Origin of the sequence: Desulfobotulus mexicanus (assembly GCF_006175995.1) — a bacterium.
GTDB classification, from domain to species: Bacteria; Desulfobacterota; Desulfobacteria; order Desulfobacterales; family ASO4-4; genus Desulfobotulus; species Desulfobotulus mexicanus.
Genome location: NZ_VDMB01000004.1, coordinates 1 through 18,125, shown reverse-complemented (window position 1 = coordinate 18,125; position 18,125 = coordinate 1). Strand labels below are relative to the sequence as shown.

The window sequence follows — 18,125 nt, the reverse complement described above, 5'->3', positions numbered from 1 at the left end:
TTTTAACATGAGTTCTTTTTCCGTTTTAATCTCAAACAGCCGTGGATTTCTCCCTTGGGCATATGAGTCTTCCAGTGGAAAACACTTCAAATCAAAAAAACTTCCATAACCTATCCATGATTTTTTCTGACACCTGACCGGGGCGGAGCCAACAGAACCATCATCACCTTTTCAATAAAAGATTCCACATCAAGGGCTTTGGATATGCAGGCCTCAGCACCCATCTTCAAAAGGGTCTCTTCCGTATCTTTCTTATCAAAGGCAGTCATGGCAAGCACCTTGATACCACTCAGCTCCTTTTTTTCTTTAATCATCTGACAGACCTCAAATCCATCCATGCCCGGCATAAAAAGATCCAGAATAACAAGATCTGGCATCATTTCCGTAACTTTTACACCGGCTTCAAAGCCGTTTTTTGCAGTTTCAGTTTCTATGCCCATGCGGGAAAGCTTGGCCTGAAGGATCTTTACCATCTGGGGATCATCATCCACTATCAGTACCCGGTGAACACCATCATTATTCTGGGGAAGTGTTCCCTCTCCACCAAGAAGACGTTCCACTTCTTCAGGAGAAATTCGATGATGACCGCCTGGAGTGGTCATGGCTTTAACACTGCCGGATTTCACCCAGGTCCACATGGTAGACCGGCTGACTCCACAGAGAGCGGCTGCTTCGGGAACACTGTAAAAGGGTTTGGATGATTTCATGATTATTTTAAACCTTTCCTAAAAAAAAAGACATACTAAACAAGCCTGTCATATAATACTTCCCACTAAAATCCAGCATTGGCAATTCTAATGCTTGATAAATTTCAGTGATTCTTTTTTATATCCAGAATTTCCCTTATCTTCACGGCAACTTCCGTATGCTTCGCTGGCTTTGTGACCATCCCGGCAAATCCCATGAATGCCAGTTTCTCCTGATGTATCACATCTGCCCTTCCAGTAAACAGAAGAAGGGGCAGATTCGGCCGAATCTCTTTGATTCGGGAACAGACCTCACCGCCCTGCATATCCGGCATGGTCATATCAGTAATCACAAGATCACAGACAAAATTATCCCCGGAAATCAAATGCAGAGCATCTGAACTTTGGGTACACATGGTCACAGTGTAGCCCAGCAGCTCCAGAAGGTGGGCAAGCATTCTGGCAATGGCTTCCTCATCATCCAGCACAAGGATATGCTCACACCCCTTCAGATGGGGATCGGATAAGGAAAATTCATCTCCATACTCAGTTTTTTTCATCTCATTATTTTCAATGGTACAGGGTATGTACACCATAAAATGAGTACCTTCCCCCGTCGTACTTTTTACCTCTATATGCCCGTCATGGGATTTAACAATGGCATGCACCAGAGAAAGCCCAAGACCCGTACCCTTATCTTTCTCCTTTGTGGTAAAATAAGGATCAAAAATCCTATCGAGAATGGCAGTATCAATCCCTGTACCCGTATCCATAACCCCGGCACAGGCATAAAAACCCTCCGGCAACATGGGATGCTCATCTTCAGACAGATAAATCTCCTTCAGGGAAAGGGTCAGAATGCCACCCTCTTTTTCCATGGCATGGAAGGCATTGGCAACCAGATTGATAAAAACCCTGTGCATCTGTGTGGGATCGGCCCAGACCGGTCGGCATGAATCATCAATCTTATTACGGATGCGGATGGTACTGGGTATACTGGCCCTTGAAAAATGCAGAACCTCCTTTAAAATGGCCTGTATTTCCATGGAGGTTTTTTCTTCGGGAAGATTACGGCTGAAGGTGAGTATCTGGTTGACAAGATCCTTTGCCCTGCCCGATGCAATAAAAATTTCATTAATATATTCGGCAAGCTGTACATTATCTGCTACGGCTTCCCGTAACAGACCCGCATAGCCCATGAGCGGAAAAAGAATATTGTTGAGATCATGGGCTATACCTCCGGCAAGGGAACCGATGGCTTCCATCCTGTGGGCCTGATAAACCTGTGACTCCCTTTGTAACTCTTCTGTAATGTCCGTGGAGACGCCCACAAAGGAGACGATACTGCCAGCTTCATCCAGTATCGGCGCAATGGAAGACTGCTCCGTAAAAATTTCGCCGGATTTTTTACGGTTAATGAAACGGCCCTGCCAGGTCTTACCGGACCGCAGCACCTGCCACATTTTTCTGTAATGGGATGGCTGCATTGTGGGTCGATTGCCTGCAAGCATTCTGGGATGCCTGCCCAGCATTTCTGCCGCTTTATATCCAGTAACCCTTTCAATAGCAGGGTTCACGTATTGAATCATTCCATTTTTATCAGTAATCAGAATCATTTCAGCGGTCTGCTGCATGGCGGATTCCAGCAGACGAAGCTCCTGATCTTTTTTTATTTTCTCACTGACATCCCGCACCTGAGCAATGACCATCGGAAAATCATGCTCACTCCCCATTACAAGCATGGCATTATAATCAAACCATGCATTGAAAAAGCTGTTAAAATGCAATTTTTTGGCATTGCTGCCCGTTTCAAAGGCCTGTTTTACAGCACAGCCTTCGCATGGCGAAGAATAGTGCAACAGTTCATAGCATTTCATACCCGTGACTTCTTCGGGACTTTTACCCACAATCTCCGCCCCTGCCCTGTTTATGGCCAGAATACTGAAATCTTTTTTCAAAAGCATAATCATGTCGGATACACCATCCAACATGGTCTTCATCATCATTTCCTGTTTTCTGAGGTTTTTCCGGATATCCACATACTCATGGATGTCCGTAATTACACCTTCGATGGATACAACACGCCCGTCCTCTGCATACAACCCAACCCCTCTTTCAAGTACCCAGCGCCATGTACCGTTTTTATGGAAAATCCGGTATTCCTTCTCATAGGGCTGATTATTCAGAAAAGACCTGGCAAGGGTTGCTTCAAGCTTCTTTTTATCATCAGGATGAATAAGTGTGGAAAAAGGAAGTTTAGGTTCTTCCAAAAAGACCTCAGGCGCATATCCTGTGAGCTGTTCACAGGTACCTGTAACATGCTCCATAATCCAGCCCGGTGATGCGGAGCATCTGAAAAGCATACCCGGAAAATAGTCGGCAATGTTCTGGAGAATGCGCCGGACCTCCACCCATTTTTCCTCTGTCCGTTTAAGCCTGACAATATCAATCCCCATATGACAGAGTTCCTTAAGCATATCCCTGTCCTGGGCATCGTAATCCTTATCCTTGTTTCCTCCACCGAAAAATCCCACAAGCTGTTTTTTTTCATATACAGGGATCAAAATCATGGAATGAACCTTCTCAACACCCGGAAATGCAGGCAACTCAAGGAGGCTGTTCCTATTACAGACCACCACATCACCTTTTTGTCTGCATAAAGAAAAAAGCCGGGATGCGCACAGGCGGGCACTCTGATGAAGATTATCATTATGGGAAAAAACATCAGGACCATGGAGCATAATCCCCTTCAGAAGCGAACTGTTTCTGGAACAGAAAAAAGCAAAACGGCTTTCAGTAATTTCTCCAGCCGTTTCTATAATTTTTTTTATAAGACCATGGCTTGTGGTGGAAGACCTGAACTCACTGATGCGAAGCCGGGCCTCCAGCAGCATTTCCATGCGTTTTTCCGCTGTCACATCACGGATGGTACAAAGAATCCCCGAGGCCTCCCCTGCCACATCCTTGATGGGGGCTTTTATAATATGATACCAGCGCCGCCCGATGTCTCCTTTATAGGATTTGCTGATGGTCATGACTCTGCCGGTAGCAAGGATCTCCTCATCCTCTTTCCTGTGTTCTCTGGCTTTTCCCTCCGGGAAGAAATCGAAATCCGTTTTCCCCTCAATTGAAGAATTTCTGTTAAAATCCTTGAAATAATTAAAAAAAGACGGCGTTACTTTTTTATAGACAAAATTTCTGTCCTTCAAAATCAGAAAGTCCGGTGTATTGCGGAAAATGGTATCCAGCAGGTTTTCCTGATCCGCAAGGAGCTGCCGGGAACTTAACAATAAATGAATGTCCCTTGCTATGCAGAGAACCTTACTGCCGTAAGGCATCAGAATAGCCTCACCAAAACAGGTATAAAATTTTTTCTCATGGGATTTTACGGGAATATGTACCCGGATATTTTCCAAAGCTCCTTTTTCCAAAAGCAGAGCCTTCATCCTGTCCCGTTCCCCACCCTTTATGATGCCAATATCCAGAGAAGACCGGCCAAGCATTTCTCCCCTATCGTACCCTGTGACCTCAAGGAAAGAAGGGTTTACATCCTCAAGCACCCCCGTTTCCAGATCCGTTAAAACCATGGGAATTCTGTTACTGTTAAAAAAACGCTGAAAAGTATCTTCATAGGCTCTGTTTCTTTGCAAAAGCAGCCTGTTTTGTTTTCTGGACCAGACAAGAACAAAGCAAAGAATACAGATCAAAAGAACCGGAACAGCATGAAAAACCAGCTGTATCCCATTATAATCCATGACCGAAAAAGGCATATTCCATCTCCATGCAGGTACTGCATATAAAATTCACTTGCACCGTGGGGGCTTTACGACCCCTTTTTCATTTCATCATCAATAAAAACAGAGTTTATATTGTCATACATTTTTTTATTTTTTGGGAAGCTTTTTTTCAAATAATCCTGTCCTTTCCCATTCACAGGGATTTTTTCACCCCACGCAGAAATTCCTTTTTTAAAAAAAACTTGACATGAAGAACCACATAAAATACCTGTCAGACATAAACGACAAAAAATGCTTAATAAACTCTAATCTCATAATCAACAAGAAAAAACATTCTGCATACCAAAAGGCTTACGGACAATGAATCTCAAAAAAAAAATGATCGGCAGCGTCTGTGGCGCAGCCTCCCTTGCTTTTATCCTTACCATCTGGCTCATCAGCTCCATGGCCTCGGAAGAGCTGTTTGAAAACGGCCAGCGCCTGGCCATTGAAGCAGCCCATCACCATGGCGGTGCAATCAAGGCCAAAATGGAGGAACCTCTGGATGCGGCAAGGGCGCTGGCACAGATGATGGGAGCCGTTCAGGGTACAAAAAATGCTCCGGAACGTTCCATGGTCAATGCACTTATGCACGGTCTCCTTGCTGCCAACGAGAGCTACTGGGGGATATGGGCGGTCTGGCACCCTGATGCCTTTGAGGGAAGGGATGCAGATTTCATCAATACGCCGGGAAGCGATGACAAAGGCCGATTTATGCCCTACTGGCACAGGCTCAGCGGAAAACCCGAACTGGATATTTCAGATGCCAGTGCCTATGAGGAAAACAGCAGTAACGGCAGCTGGTACTGGAAACCTTTCCGAAGCGGAAAAGAATTCATCACGCCGCCCACAGCCTATGAGATTGGCGGTAAAGAAATCATTCTGGTTTCCCTCAGCGTACCCATCCGCTCAAAGGGCCGGATTGTGGGCGTTGCAGGCATTGATATCTCCATGGAACAGATGGCCGCCATCATTGCCGGGGTTCATCCCTTTGGCAAAGAGTACAGTTACGGTTTTCTGCTGTCCAATGATGGCATCGGAGCTGCCCATCCCATGGACAAGGCCATCGGTGCGCACATGAGGGACTTTGGCATCGGTGAAAACATCATTCAGGCCGTTGCCCGTGGAAAAATCATTACTGAATATGGCCGTTCCGCCCTTCTGGGTGGACGAAGCTTCACTGTTTATGCCCCCATACAGCTCGGCAACAGCGATGCCCCATGGAGCATAGGACTGGCCGTGTCCCTTGATAAGGTGCTGGAGGGTTCACGACATATCCGAAATATCAGCGCAGGTCTCGGTATTCTGTCCATCCTCATCCTGTTTATTCTCGTTTTTTTTATTGCAGACCGTATGGTGGTTCGACCCATCCGCAGGGTGGCAGAAAATCTTAAGGAAATATCTGAGGGAGAGGGAGATCTCACCCAACGTCTGCCCGTGCAAAGTCGGGATGAAATCGGTCTTCTTGGCGTAAGCTTCAACCAGTTTATGGAAAAACTGCAAAACATGATGGGTCAGATTCAGACCAATGCAGGTACGCTTGGTTCCGCATCACAGGGTCTTGATACCATTGCTACCCGTATGGCCGGTGAAACCCGTGGCAGTGCTGAAAATGCAGGCCGGGTTGCTGCGGCATCCCATGCAATGAGCAGCAATATACAGGCTGTAGCCGCTGCCATGGAACAGGCCAGTACCAGCACCTACATGGTCGCCACAGCCACCGAAGAAATGACGGCCACCATTACCGAAATTGCAGCCCATTCCGAAAGGGCTAGAAACATTTCCGAAAACGCCGTGACCACAAGCCAGTCCGCATCCCAGTACATGCGATCCCTTGAGCAGGCAGCCCGACAGATCAGCAGTGTAACTGAAACCATTACGGATATTGCTGATCAGACCAACCTGCTGGCACTGAATGCTACCATTGAAGCGGCAAGGGCCGGGGATGCGGGCAAGGGATTTGCCGTAGTGGCCGGAGAAATCAAGGAACTTGCCCGGCAGACAGGCAAAGCCACACAGGAAATAAAAACCCGCATCGAAGGCATACAACAGCTTACCGGAAAAACCCTGCATTCCATTGATGAAGTGGTTCGGGTGATTGCAGAAATCTCTGAAATCAATACCACCATTGCCACGGCAGTGGAGGAGCAAAGCAGCGCTGTACGGGAAATTGCAGATAATATTTCACAGGCTTCTTCCGGTGTGCAGGAGGTCAATGCCAATATCAGCCAGATTTCCACAGCAGCCAGAGAAATGGCCTCTGACATCTCAGGCATCAATACCCGTGGGGATAATCTCACAAAGGATGCCCTTGCCGTATCGGACAATTCCGGCAATCTGGCCATGCTGGGCCGGGATCTTACTGAGCTGGTGGGACGTTTCAGGGTTTAAAAATAGAGCGACAAATCTATTACCATAAAAAAGGAACTGCCATGTCCGAAGATCAGACCCGACAAACAGGCTCCCTCAGGGTAAATGTACACCTTCTGGACAGTCTCATGACACTGGCCGGAGAGCTGGTTTTAAGCCGCAACCAGCTCTCTCAGAGTATCTCCACCAGCAATTCCAGAGCCGTTGAAGTGGCAGGACAGCGCATTGACATGATCACATCCGAGTTGCAGGAAGCCATCATGCGCACACGCATGCAGCCCATTGCCAATATTTTTGATAAGTTCAGCCGTATTGTCCGGGATCTCTCCCTTTCCCTTGATAAAAAAATTGACCTTTCAATCCATGGCAATGAAGTGGAGCTGGATAAAACCATCATAGAGGCCATTCAGGACCCCCTCACCCATCTTCTGAGAAATGCCGTGGATCACGGCATTGAAAAGCCAGAAATCCGCCTGCAAAAAAACAAACCGGAAGCAGGTATCATTAAGCTGAGGGCTTTTCATGAAGCAGGTCAAGTAAATATTGAAATAGAAGATGATGGCAAGGGGATGGACCCTGAAGCCATTGCCTCATCTGCTCTGAACAAGGGGATGGTTACTGAAACAGAACTTCTAACTATGGGGACAAGGGAAAAAATCAATCTTATTTTTCTCCCCGGATTTTCCACAGCCCAACAGCTTACAGATGTGTCAGGCCGTGGAGTCGGCATGGATGTGGTGAAAACCAACCTTGACCGGCTGGGTGGCATTGTTGACATCGAATCTGCTATGGATAAAGGTACCCGCATCCGTATCAAACTTCCCCTGACCCTTGCCATCATCCCCAGCCAGATTATTTCTGTGGGCAGAGAACGCTATGCCATCCCCCAGGTCAATCTCAATGAATTGATCCGTATTCCTGCGGCACAGGTGAAAGAACGCATTGAAAAGGTAGGCAATGCCCCGGTTCTCCGGCTCAGGGGTGTACTGCTTCCCATACTGAATCTGGCTGAAGTACTGGGCATCCCCCGCACCTACAAAGACCCCGTTACCGGAGAAGAAAAACCCGACCGCAGAACCAATATTGCAGACCGCAGGTCTCCGGACTTGAGCAGCCGGGTTCCGGAAAACCATAAGTCTGACCTGTCTGAAGAACTGCAACCAAGAAAAAATAAAGACCGTCGGTACAGAGCAGAAAGCGCCATACATATAGCCGTGGTCTCCACAGGTGCTTTCAGTTACGGACTTCTTGTGGATGGATTAATGGATTCTGAAGAAATTGTGGTAAAACCCTTAGGCCGACACCTTAAAGACTGCAAAGGATATTCTGGTGCCACCATCATGGGAGACGGGCGTGTTGCCTTGATTCTGGATGTGGCCTCTCTTGCGGTGATGGCAGCCCTTTCTTCAGCTGACAGCTCTGCCAGCCATAATCATCAGATGCATACCGATAAAATTAAAAGCATGAAGGAAGACAAAACAGCCCTGCTTCTTTTCCGTAATGGAGAACATGGGCAATGCGCCGTACCTCTGGATCTTGTGGAACGCATTGAACGCATCAGGGCAGCAGATATCGAGTATGCGGGAGGCAGAAGGGTGCTGCAGTACAGGGGAGGCTCGCTGCCCCTGCATGAGCTCACAGAATGCACCAGCCTTGATCCCATCTGTGTAAATGAACAAGTGGAAGTCATTGTTTTCCGGATAGATGGCAGGGAAATGGGCCTGATGGTCAATGGACCTGTGGATGCGGTGGAAGTTACCATTGAGATGGATCAGCGTACCCTGAAACAGCCGGGCATCATGGGTTCCATTATTGTGGGCGGACGCACCACCCTTATGGTGGATATTTTCACTCTGGTCCGGACCCTTCTGGGCAGTACTGTTGATTTATAAAAAATTTCTTCAGGAAAGGAAAAACCCATGGCAGCCCCATCCATTCTGGAACTTGCCACATTCTATGTGGGAGAAACCCTCTGCGGCATTGATATTTTAAACATTAAGGAGATGAACAACCATACGGAGATTACACCAGTACCCGGTTCTGAGGACTGGCTCGTAGGAGTCATGAATCTCCGGGGCCGCATTCTTACTGTGATGGACATGGGCCTCAGGCTGGGTCTTCTGCCCGTAAAAGACAGCCGAACCCTTGTGGTGGGGTATGAGGATGAACATCTGGGCCTGCTGGTGGGAAAAATTGAAGATGTGGTCATTGCGGACTCCTTGAAAATTGAGCCTCCACCCTCCAATCTGAGTGGGGTACAGGGCCGTTTTTTTAAAGGTGTATTTAAAACGGATAAAAAGCTCATTGGTCTGCTGGATCTGAAAACCATACTGGAAACATGAATATTTTCTTTGATCAGTTTTTATAAAAAACAGGCCTGCCCCATAAACCCTGTTTTTTTAATCGGACAGAAAACATCTGGAAAAAGGAGCTTATGATCATGAAGTCCGTAAATATCCGATCCATTGGTTTCCGTATTTTTGCAATGGCCATCCTCTCCGTTCTTCTGCCCCTTCTGGTGGTGGGTACCCTTGCCATCACAAGATCCACCGCAGCACTTACAGAAAACGCCGCCGAAAATACCATGGGTGTTGCCCAGGACCTTGCCAATCTCATGGACAACCTTCTTTTTGCAGAAATGCGTCTTTGTGAATCCATGTCAGACCAGAGTCTTGTTCAGGAACTGCTTTACGCAGCAAGGGAAAAGGGTGTGGAAGCTTCTAGGCCAGAGGCACTGGCACTTTTTGAAAACCTGAAGGAAAGCCGGATGTCAGCCAACCATCAGGGCGTTTTTGTGGCCGATGCCAAGGGTGAACTGCTGACGGGTATCCTTGAAAACGGCAAAGAATACATTGGCTTCAATATTGCCAATAATAACGAATTCAAAAGAGCGATGTCCTCCCGTGAAACCACCATAGGCCATGTATTTATCTCTGCGGCCACAGGCAATCTGGTAATGCCCATCAACACCCCGATCTATTCAAGAAATGGTGATTTTCTGGGTGTATTTGCAACGGTGATCAAGGCTGGCTACCTCACGGAGATTGTAGCCAGCCGCACACTGGGAAGAACGGGATACGGCTACATGCTCAATGAAAAAGGCGTTGTTCTGGCCCATCCCAACCAGAAACTTGTCCTTGAAACGGATATCAACAATATTCCTGAAATGCAGCACATCGCCAGAGAAATGTTCAAGGGACAGCCAGGAGCCAACAGTTATGTTTTTCAGGGTGTTCGCAAAATGGCGGGTTTTGCTCCTGTAAAAAATACAGGCTGGGTGGTTTCCGCAACCCAGGATCATGTGGAATTCCTTTCAAGTGCCGTGGGTGTACGTAACATTCTTATTATAGTTATTCTTGTCTCCCTTGCCCTTGTGGGCCTTGTTGTCACCTTTGTGGTCCGCTCCATTGTTTCTCCCATCAATGCGGCTGTGGCTGGTCTGAAGGATATTGCCGAGGGCGAGGGAGACCTCACCATGCGTCTTAAAATCAATACCAGAGATGAAGTCGGGGAGCTGGCACGCTGGTTTAATACCTTTGTGGAAAAACTGCAGGGAATTATCCGGGACATAGGCAGTGGTGTACATACCCTGTCTTCTTCAGCCACCCAGCTTTCTGCCATTGCCGAAGAAACCAGCAAGGGGGTTCAGGATGTGTCGGAAAGAAGCACTAATGTAGCTGCAGCTTCCGAAGAGATCAGCAGCACCATTGATATGGCAGCAGCTTCTTTGGAAGAATCATCCAGCAACACCAACCTTCTGGCAACGGCATCCGAAGAAATGTCCGCCACCATATCAGAGATTGCCCAGAATGCGGGCAAAGCAAGGAGTATTTCCAGTGATGCCGCAGACCGTGCCGCCAACATGTCCGATCATATGGGAAGTCTTAAAACCGCAGCCAATGCGATAGGCAAGGTAATTGAAACAATTACGGATATTTCTGAACAGGTGAATCTGCTGGCCCTCAACGCAACAATAGAAGCTGCAAGAGCAGGAGATGCTGGCAAGGGTTTTGCAGTAGTCGCCAATGAAATAAAAGAACTTGCCCGGCAGACGGCCAGTGCCACTCAGGATATCAGGGAAAAAATTGAGGATATACAGAACACCACCGTCACCACGGTTAAGGAAGTTGGTGATATTACAAAGGTCATCAATGAGGTCAGTGATGTGGTGGGCAACATAGCCGCAGCCGTGGAGCAGCAGTCCACTGCTGCCAGCGAGGTGGCAGCTAACGTGGCCCAGGTTTCACGAGGAATTGAATCGGCCCATGAAGGGGCCAGCCAGAACGCAACTGTGATTCAGGAAACGGCAAAGGACATCGCTGGCATCACCCACGCCATGGGAGAAATGAAAAACAAAGGACTTCAGGTCAGTGAGAGTGCCGGAGAACTTTCAAAGCTTTCAGTAACCCTTCAGAAGCTGGTAGCCCAGTTTAAATTTTAAAAATTATCCCCCTCCGGACCCCAGCTTTTGTCTCTGACCGGAGGGGGAAAACTGTTCAAAGGGAAGATTATATGTCGAGACAGGCACTGAAAGAAAGGCTGGCATCCGGCCTTATGAAAAGCGAAATGATAAGCCTGGCCCAAAGCCGTTTCATTGCAAGGGCAGGATATGAAATCCGCAATCCCATGAATGGCATTATAGGTATGTCTGCACTGCTTTTAAGTACGGATCTTGATGAAGACCAGCTTGAATGTGTAGAATTCATAACGATGTGTGCCTACGAACTACTGGACATAGTAAATTGTTTTAATGAACTGATTCATCAGGATTTCCTGTCTACGAAAGAATAAGAATTCATGTCCTCCCAGAAAGAGTTTGAAGTTTTTTTCCGCAACAATCCTTCCATGATGACCTTATCCGGACTTTGGGAAAGAAAATATACGGATGTAAATGAAGCCTTCCTGAAGGTTCTCGGTTATGAAAGAGATGAAGTTCTGGGAAGAAGCGCCAGTGTCCTTGGGCTATTTCAGAACAGGGATCTGCACCATACAATCTATGAGACAGTTGTAAAACAAAGCTGTATATATGATATAGAAGTGCTGCTTAATCATAAAAATGGCAAACTCATTAAGGCTGCACTTTCAGCAGAGCAGTTTACCATTCAGGCTCTCCCCCATATTCTGACAGTTATTACTCCCCTTGAAATGCCTTTGCATAACAGATTCGGCCTCCATACCAGAAGCCTGCCATCTTATGAAATTAAGCCACTGATCTGGAACCCCAACATTCTTGGAAGCATGGGAGATACGGAAATGGCGCAGCGTATTCTGCAGAGTTTTCTGAAACAGATTCCAGAACGCATCCATACGCTGAAAACGGCAATGGAAAAAAGGGATCTGGCATCTGCCCAAAAAGAGGCACAAAGGATCAAAGCCGCTTCCTTCAATGTGGGTGCAGAGGCCCTTTGGCAGACCGTCTGCGGTATAGAAAAAAAACTGCTCACCAATGATGCCAATGAGGCCATGGAAGATCTCAGCTTCCTTGAAAATGGTTATTCATCACTGATGAAAATTTTTGAGACTCAGATTTCAGGATTTTATTAAGCTTTTAAAGCCTGTTCCAGCTTTACACAACAAAGATAAAGAATATTTGAAGATGGTACGCACAATGTTTGAAAAATTCATAATGAAATATAAATCCGAAACTAATTTTTCTTATTTTGGGAGGGGTATATGAATGGAGTTTCATTGAAACTTGGTTGTTCAGCTTTTTGCCTTCGGAATGGCTCTGATACATGGATTGCCCGTAACCTTGATGTCCCTTTTACGAACGGCCACATCCTTACCAACTTGCGTGGAATATCGAAACAGAGCATTATTCAGAACCATCTATTCCCGGCACACTGGATAAGTCGTTGGGGTAGCCTGACTATAAACCTTCTTGGTGCTGATTTTCCAATGGGAGGCATCAATGAATGTGGACTCGTCATCGAACATCTCTGGATGCCCGGTACCGAATATCCCGACCACCGCGGATGCAAAGCTCTGTTGGAATTTGAATGGATACAATTCATGCTAGACACCTGTACCAGCGTGGAGGATGTCCGTATTCAGGCCGAACAATTGACAATTCCATCGGATCGTGTGGAAATGCATTTTTTGTTGGCCGATAGCTCAGGAAATTACGCATTACTTGAGTTCCGCAATGGGAAACCACTTTTTTATACGGGTTCTTTTTTTCAGACATCAGTTGTAACCAATAGCTGGTATGATGAATCTCTCCGATATATGTCTTCTTTTGCAGGTTTTGGGGGAGAATCCACGCCGTCTCGGACATCAACGGAATCCCTCGACCGCTTTGCTCGTCTGGCATGTGCCATATATAATAAAACTACCGCTATCCCTATCAACATTCCCGATTCAGCAATGTCTCTTTTAGACTCTGTCATTGACGACACCCTACTTAGCGTAGTTTTTCACCCCCAGTCTGGATGCATGACCTTCAAGACAAGCCAGAACGACAAACAACGAACATTGAAAACCGCAGATTTTGATTTTTCACCTGATGCTCACCACATGATGCTTGATATCCATGCAGAGACAGACACTATGGAAAATTTTAATGCTGAAAAAATAATTTTAAAAATGCAGGATATTTTTTCAATTGGACAAGACTTTCTACGTTTGGATGCTTACCAGAACCTTATGATAAGCCGACAAAAACAAATTTCAACTACAAGGTATTCAAGTTCCTGAGTACATAGCATACTGAAAATCATGGTGCAAAAAAATCTGCCCACTGCCAGAAAAGAGGCACAAAGGATCAAGGCGGCTTCCTTCAATGTGGGCGCAGAGGTTTTGTGTCAGCTTGTATGCGGTATCGAACAAAAACTGATCATCCGTAATGCCATGGAGGCAATGGAGGATCTTAGCTTCCTTTAAAAAGGTTATTTATCACAGATGGAAACTTTTGAAACTCAGATTTCAGGATTTTATTAGATGATTCGGCAATGGAATGGAATCATGCCCCTTGTAATTGAAGAAGCAGAACGACCGGAACAGTATGATGCTGGCGCAGGACTTTTTAAAGAATATGCGGTATTTCTCGGCTTTGACCTGGAGTTTCAAGGTTTTACCGATGAACTGGAGAATCTTCCATCCATGTATGGACCGCCCAATGGCTTTCTGCTGCTGGCGAAGATGGAAGAAACTTATGTGGGATGCGTTGCACTAAGGCCAATCGCTCCGGGTATGGGAGAAATGAAGCGCATGTATGTCCTTAAACCCTATCAGGGCAAAGGAATTGGTAAAGCCCTGACGGAGGCCTTCCTTACCAGAGCAGCAAGCCTTGCTTATCAGGCCGTACGTCTGGACAGTGTTGCCAGACTTGGGTCTGCGCTGCGGCTTTACAAAGACTGCGGGTTTAAAGAAATTGAACCCTACTGTTTTAATCCTTATCCCGATGTTGTATTTATGGAGTACAGATTTCCCCCACCCATACCATCACAAAGCAGCATGGAGAATCCATGGCTGCATATTCCGGCGTCGGATTATGAGGGCCACATGGCTCTTCCGGAAGTCAATCAGCTATCCTTTCTGGAAGAAGTTTTCAAGCAATCCCTTGGTGCCTGCAACAGCCGTTCTGTGGCATGTCTTGGCTGCTCCACGGGAAACGGCTTCCGCCATATCCGAAGGGAAAGTACAGAGGTCCTGGATGCCATTGACATCAACCCGGAATATTTAAAAATTCTCCAGCAACGCTACACCGATACGCTTCCATGTCTGCGGACCATAGAAGCGGACCTCAATACCTTTGAAAATCATGGGCAGAAATATTCACTCATTTTTGCAGGGCTGATCTTTGAATACCTGTCCCCTGACCCCCTGCTGAAAAAAATCAGCAAATGGCTTGAAGACGAAGGTCAGATGGTTGCCGTACTTCAACTGCATGACGAATACATCAAAAAAGTCTCAGAAACGCCCTATGACAGCCTGAAACAACTCGCTCCCCACATGCATCTGATTTCCGAAGAAAAATTCAGAATAATGGCGGAAGAAAACGGATTAAAGGAAATGACGGGAAAAATCAGGGAACTGAAAAGCGGGAAAAAATTTTATATTGGAATCTTTGGAAAAAAAGGATATATTTTCTGAAATTCCTTAAAAACAGTCAATCATTTCAATTGAAACTTCAAGCCATCGTACACAGCCCCCATGGCTTTATATTCAGCAACAGGAAAAAATATGACAGCGGAAATTTTCCCCGAACCCATCAGAAAGCTTCCCAAAGCGGATATCCCGCTGAACGGCATCACCGCATATCTGTCTCAGTCCGACACCCATCAGATTCTTTTCATGCAGTTTGATAAGGATACGGATCTGCCCGAGCATAGCCACGGAGCTCAGGTGGGCATTGTTCTGGAAGGAAAAATAGAACTTGTGATGGATGGCATCCAGCAGACTTTCACGAAAGAAGACCGCTATCATATTCCGGAAGGCGTCAGGCATTCCGGCAAAATATACGCCGGTTACGCAGACATAAGCTTTTTCAATGAACCCGACAGGTATGGCACAAAATGAAAATTCCGAATACGTATCAAAGACCTGTCTTTTTTCTATTTCAAAATATTCGTTCGAGTTCATTAAAATTGATGCTCTAAATACACCCTAAGCATATTACCGGAGAAAAACTGATTATGAGTGAACAGATTCTTAAATATGAAGAAAAAATGCTGGAATTATTTGAATTAACAAAGACACAAATGCCCGACCTTACCGAAGCCTACTATGGCTCTGTAAAAAATGCCGTATATGGTGAAGGTGCATTGGGCATAAAGAACAAGAGACTAATTTCTTTGGCTATTGGCATTCAGGATGGTTGTAAGGACTGTATGATTTCACAAACATCCAAGGCATTGGATTCCGGTGCAACCATAGCAGAAATTTTTGAAGTTTGTGCAATCAGTGTCAGCATGGGAGGTACACTCGCATGGAGTAAAGTATTAATTGTTGCTGATTATCTTCAGGAAAGGGGAATGATAAAGCCTGCATCATAACGGACAAAGTGCTAGAATACAGATTGAATTCAAGGAAATATGAGATTATGACAAGGAGATTATGACCATGATAAATATTCAGTATAAAATTAAATTTGTCCTATGGACCTGTATTTTAATTGTTATAGGTTTCTTTGCTTATAAAACAGTCACAGGAGACATACAAGGCCCTGAAAAGATTAAAAGTTTAACTTATGTTATACTTGTATTGTTTGGAATGAATATTATACTTTTGAAGTATAACCATAGTAAGCAACGCTTGATTTTTTACTTAGAAGGCTCCCTGGATGCGTTACCATTTCCAGTAACAACAACTGATATGAAAATGAAATGGGTATTTATTAACAAGACAACCGAAACTTTACTGGTCCGTCAAAATTTAGATAAAAAAAGTGTTATTGGTAAACATTGCTCAAATTGGAAAGCAGATATTTGTGAAACAGAAAACTGTGGGGTGCACTGCCTTCGAAAAGGAAAACAAACAACTAATTACATTCAAGAATATGCTGATGCCCCCAGTACCTACATGCAAGTTGATACACACTATATAAAAGATGATAGCGGAAAGAAAATTGGACACGTAGAGCTGGTAACTAACGTAGACTCATTAAAACAATTGTCAGAAACAGCTAAGATATTAACTCCATCTTCAGAATCTCTTCTTGATGTAGCAAAACAACTCGAACAAAATTCTGTTGCAACTTCACAAAGATCCGATTCCGTAGCTGTTGCTTCTGAAGAAATGAGCTCCAGTATGCAATCTATGTCCAGCGCTATGGAAGAAACAACGATGAATATGAACCATATAGCTTCGGCGGTGGAGGAAATGAATGTAACTATTAATGAAATAGCAAAAAATTCTGAAAATGCCCGCACAATTACAAGTCGTGCTGTAGAACAAGGTCAAAATGCATCCATTCAAGTAAAATCCCTTGGAGAGTCAGCTAAGAAAATTGCTATGGTTACAGAGGTCATATCAGAAATATCTGAGCAAACAAACCTGTTAGCTTTAAATGCTACAATTGAATCGGCTAGAGCAGGAGAGGCGGGGAAAGGATTTTCTGTTGTTGCAGCAGAGATAAAAGAACTTGCCAAACAAACCTCTAATGCAACCAAGGAAATAAAACAAACCGTCGAAGGAATTCAGACATCAACCGATGGGACAGTCTCAGAAATAGAAAAAATATCAGCTGTTATAATTCAAATTAATGATGTTGTTACTTCTATTGCATCTGCCGTTGAAGAGCAGTCAGTTACAAGTCATGAAATGTCAAAAAATATAATGGAAGCCTCTTCTCGGGTAGCAGACATAAATGATAATATAATTCAGAGTTCTTCAGTTTCTTCAGAAATTGCAAAAGATATTTCAGTAGTAAATGAGTCAGCAAATAAAATATCAAAAAGCAGTTCTGAGTTATCCTCAAATGCAGAAAAGCTTAATTCTTTAGCTAAAAAACTGGCTACTATGGTTAAAGTTATATGATGCATTATTTTTTAACTTTCATTCAATATAGAGAGTTGGGCTAACTTTACTTATTTTCTACACGGGATAAAAAACATAAATTTTGGTATCAAATGAGGGTGTATGAAAAGGTTTATGATTGTACTGATTTTTGTCCTATGCCTTACCGCCCTCTCCTTTTTTTCAGAAAACAGCATTGCTCTGGATCTATCCCCTGAAGAAAAAATCTGGCTACAGGAAATTCCCCCCCTGCGTTTCAGCGAGGTGGACTGGCAACCCCTTTCTTACACCTCCGACTATCCTGTCTATAAAGGTCTCATTGCCGATTACCTTGACATCATCATCAGCAGCACCGGCATCGGGATGGAATTTATTCTCAGTGAAACATGGCAGGAGGTGCTGGACAAATTTGAAAAAAAGGAAATTGATCTCATACCCGCTTTGGCTCTGGATGATGATGTAAAAACCGAAGTGCTTTTCACAGATCCCTACATATCCTTTCCGCTGGTTATTGTTACACGGCCTGACAGGGAATTCATCGCCTACACCCATGAGCTGGAAGGAAAAAAAGTGGGCGTAGGCAAGGGCTATACAACCTGAATTCCCGAAAATTGTAACTATGGTGACAACTTTATATTGAAGAGCTCCATTAACCGTCGATGAGTCGGTGTTGTTTCAGTGAAAACCTGCCCATATCGATTGGAATATTTGATTTTGACCAGAGTTTCCATCTCTTCCATCACCTTTTCGACTGTAAAATATTTAATTTTTTCGTCTTTTTTTATTGTGGAACGTATAGAACTGACATAGATCAGCGCAAGGAATTGTAAGAACA

General features: G+C 45.0%; 16 protein-coding genes. 13 read left to right on the top strand and 3 right to left on the bottom strand.

The features are described from left to right. Positions 1-110: 110 nt before the first annotated feature. Positions 111-707 carry a response regulator gene (locus FIM25_RS04455; protein WP_139446747.1) on the bottom strand — a complete coding sequence of 199 codons (597 nt, stop codon included), beginning with the start codon at positions 705-707 and terminating at the stop codon, positions 111-113. A gap of 104 nt (positions 708-811) precedes the next feature. Continuing rightward, positions 812-4,456 (bottom strand): PAS domain S-box protein, encoded by a 3,645-nt coding sequence (locus FIM25_RS04450; RefSeq protein ID WP_139446744.1) that lies wholly within the window; start codon positions 4,454-4,456, stop codon positions 812-814. A gap of 327 nt (positions 4,457-4,783) precedes the next feature. Between FIM25_RS04450 and FIM25_RS04445 the strand changes: the two genes are divergently transcribed. From FIM25_RS04445 to FIM25_RS04390, 13 genes are all read left to right on the top strand, one after another. Then, positions 4,784-6,853, top strand: coding sequence for a methyl-accepting chemotaxis protein (locus FIM25_RS04445; RefSeq protein WP_139446743.1), 2,070 nt, complete (start codon positions 4,784-4,786; stop codon positions 6,851-6,853). A gap of 41 nt (positions 6,854-6,894) precedes the next feature. Further along, on the top strand, positions 6,895-8,724 hold the full coding sequence (locus tag FIM25_RS04440; RefSeq protein WP_139446741.1) for a chemotaxis protein CheW: 1,830 nt from the start codon (positions 6,895-6,897) through the stop codon (positions 8,722-8,724). A gap of 27 nt (positions 8,725-8,751) precedes the next feature. Continuing rightward, entirely contained in the window at positions 8,752-9,174 is a 423-nt protein-coding gene (locus FIM25_RS04435; protein ID WP_139446739.1) for a chemotaxis protein CheW, read from the top strand. Between the two features lie 98 nt (positions 9,175-9,272). Then, positions 9,273-11,273, top strand: coding sequence for a methyl-accepting chemotaxis protein (locus FIM25_RS04430; protein WP_179953156.1), 2,001 nt, complete (start codon positions 9,273-9,275; stop codon positions 11,271-11,273). Between the two features lie 71 nt (positions 11,274-11,344). After that, on the top strand, positions 11,345-11,623 hold the full coding sequence (locus tag FIM25_RS04425; RefSeq protein ID WP_139446735.1) for a histidine kinase dimerization/phospho-acceptor domain-containing protein: 279 nt from the start codon (positions 11,345-11,347) through the stop codon (positions 11,621-11,623). Between the two features lie 6 nt (positions 11,624-11,629). Next, positions 11,630-12,376: a PAS domain S-box protein gene (locus FIM25_RS04420; RefSeq protein ID WP_139446733.1), complete on the top strand. Its 747-nt coding sequence runs from the start codon at positions 11,630-11,632 to the stop codon at positions 12,374-12,376. 129 nt (positions 12,377-12,505) lie between these two features. After that, positions 12,506-13,528: a carcinine hydrolase/isopenicillin-N N-acyltransferase family protein gene (locus tag FIM25_RS04415; RefSeq protein ID WP_139446731.1), complete on the top strand. Its 1,023-nt coding sequence runs from the start codon at positions 12,506-12,508 to the stop codon at positions 13,526-13,528. A gap of 21 nt (positions 13,529-13,549) precedes the next feature. Next, a complete protein-coding gene (locus FIM25_RS17010) occupies positions 13,550-13,714 on the top strand; it encodes a hypothetical protein (RefSeq protein WP_179953155.1) in 165 nt (54 codons plus the stop codon). 57 nt (positions 13,715-13,771) lie between these two features. After that, positions 13,772-14,926, top strand: coding sequence for a bifunctional GNAT family N-acetyltransferase/class I SAM-dependent methyltransferase (locus FIM25_RS04410; RefSeq protein WP_139446729.1), 1,155 nt, complete (start codon positions 13,772-13,774; stop codon positions 14,924-14,926). Between the two features lie 90 nt (positions 14,927-15,016). Next, a complete protein-coding gene (locus FIM25_RS04405; protein ID WP_139446727.1) occupies positions 15,017-15,352 on the top strand; it encodes a cupin domain-containing protein in 336 nt (111 codons plus the stop codon). Between the two features lie 116 nt (positions 15,353-15,468). Next, a complete protein-coding gene (locus FIM25_RS04400; protein WP_139446725.1) occupies positions 15,469-15,828 on the top strand; it encodes a carboxymuconolactone decarboxylase family protein in 360 nt (119 codons plus the stop codon). Positions 15,829-15,895: 67 nt separating this feature from the next. Beyond that, positions 15,896-17,311, top strand: a complete 1,416-nt coding sequence (locus tag FIM25_RS04395; RefSeq protein WP_179953154.1) for a methyl-accepting chemotaxis protein — start codon at positions 15,896-15,898, stop codon at positions 17,309-17,311. 102 nt (positions 17,312-17,413) lie between these two features. After that, positions 17,414-17,890, top strand: coding sequence for a transporter substrate-binding domain-containing protein (locus FIM25_RS04390; RefSeq protein ID WP_139446721.1), 477 nt, complete (start codon positions 17,414-17,416; stop codon positions 17,888-17,890). Positions 17,891-17,907: 17 nt separating this feature from the next. On the opposite strand, the gene FIM25_RS17275 is transcribed toward FIM25_RS04390, so the two are convergent. After that, positions 17,908-18,125: hypothetical protein (locus FIM25_RS17275; RefSeq protein ID WP_218961268.1), on the bottom strand; the 218-nt coding region annotated here is incomplete at its 5' end.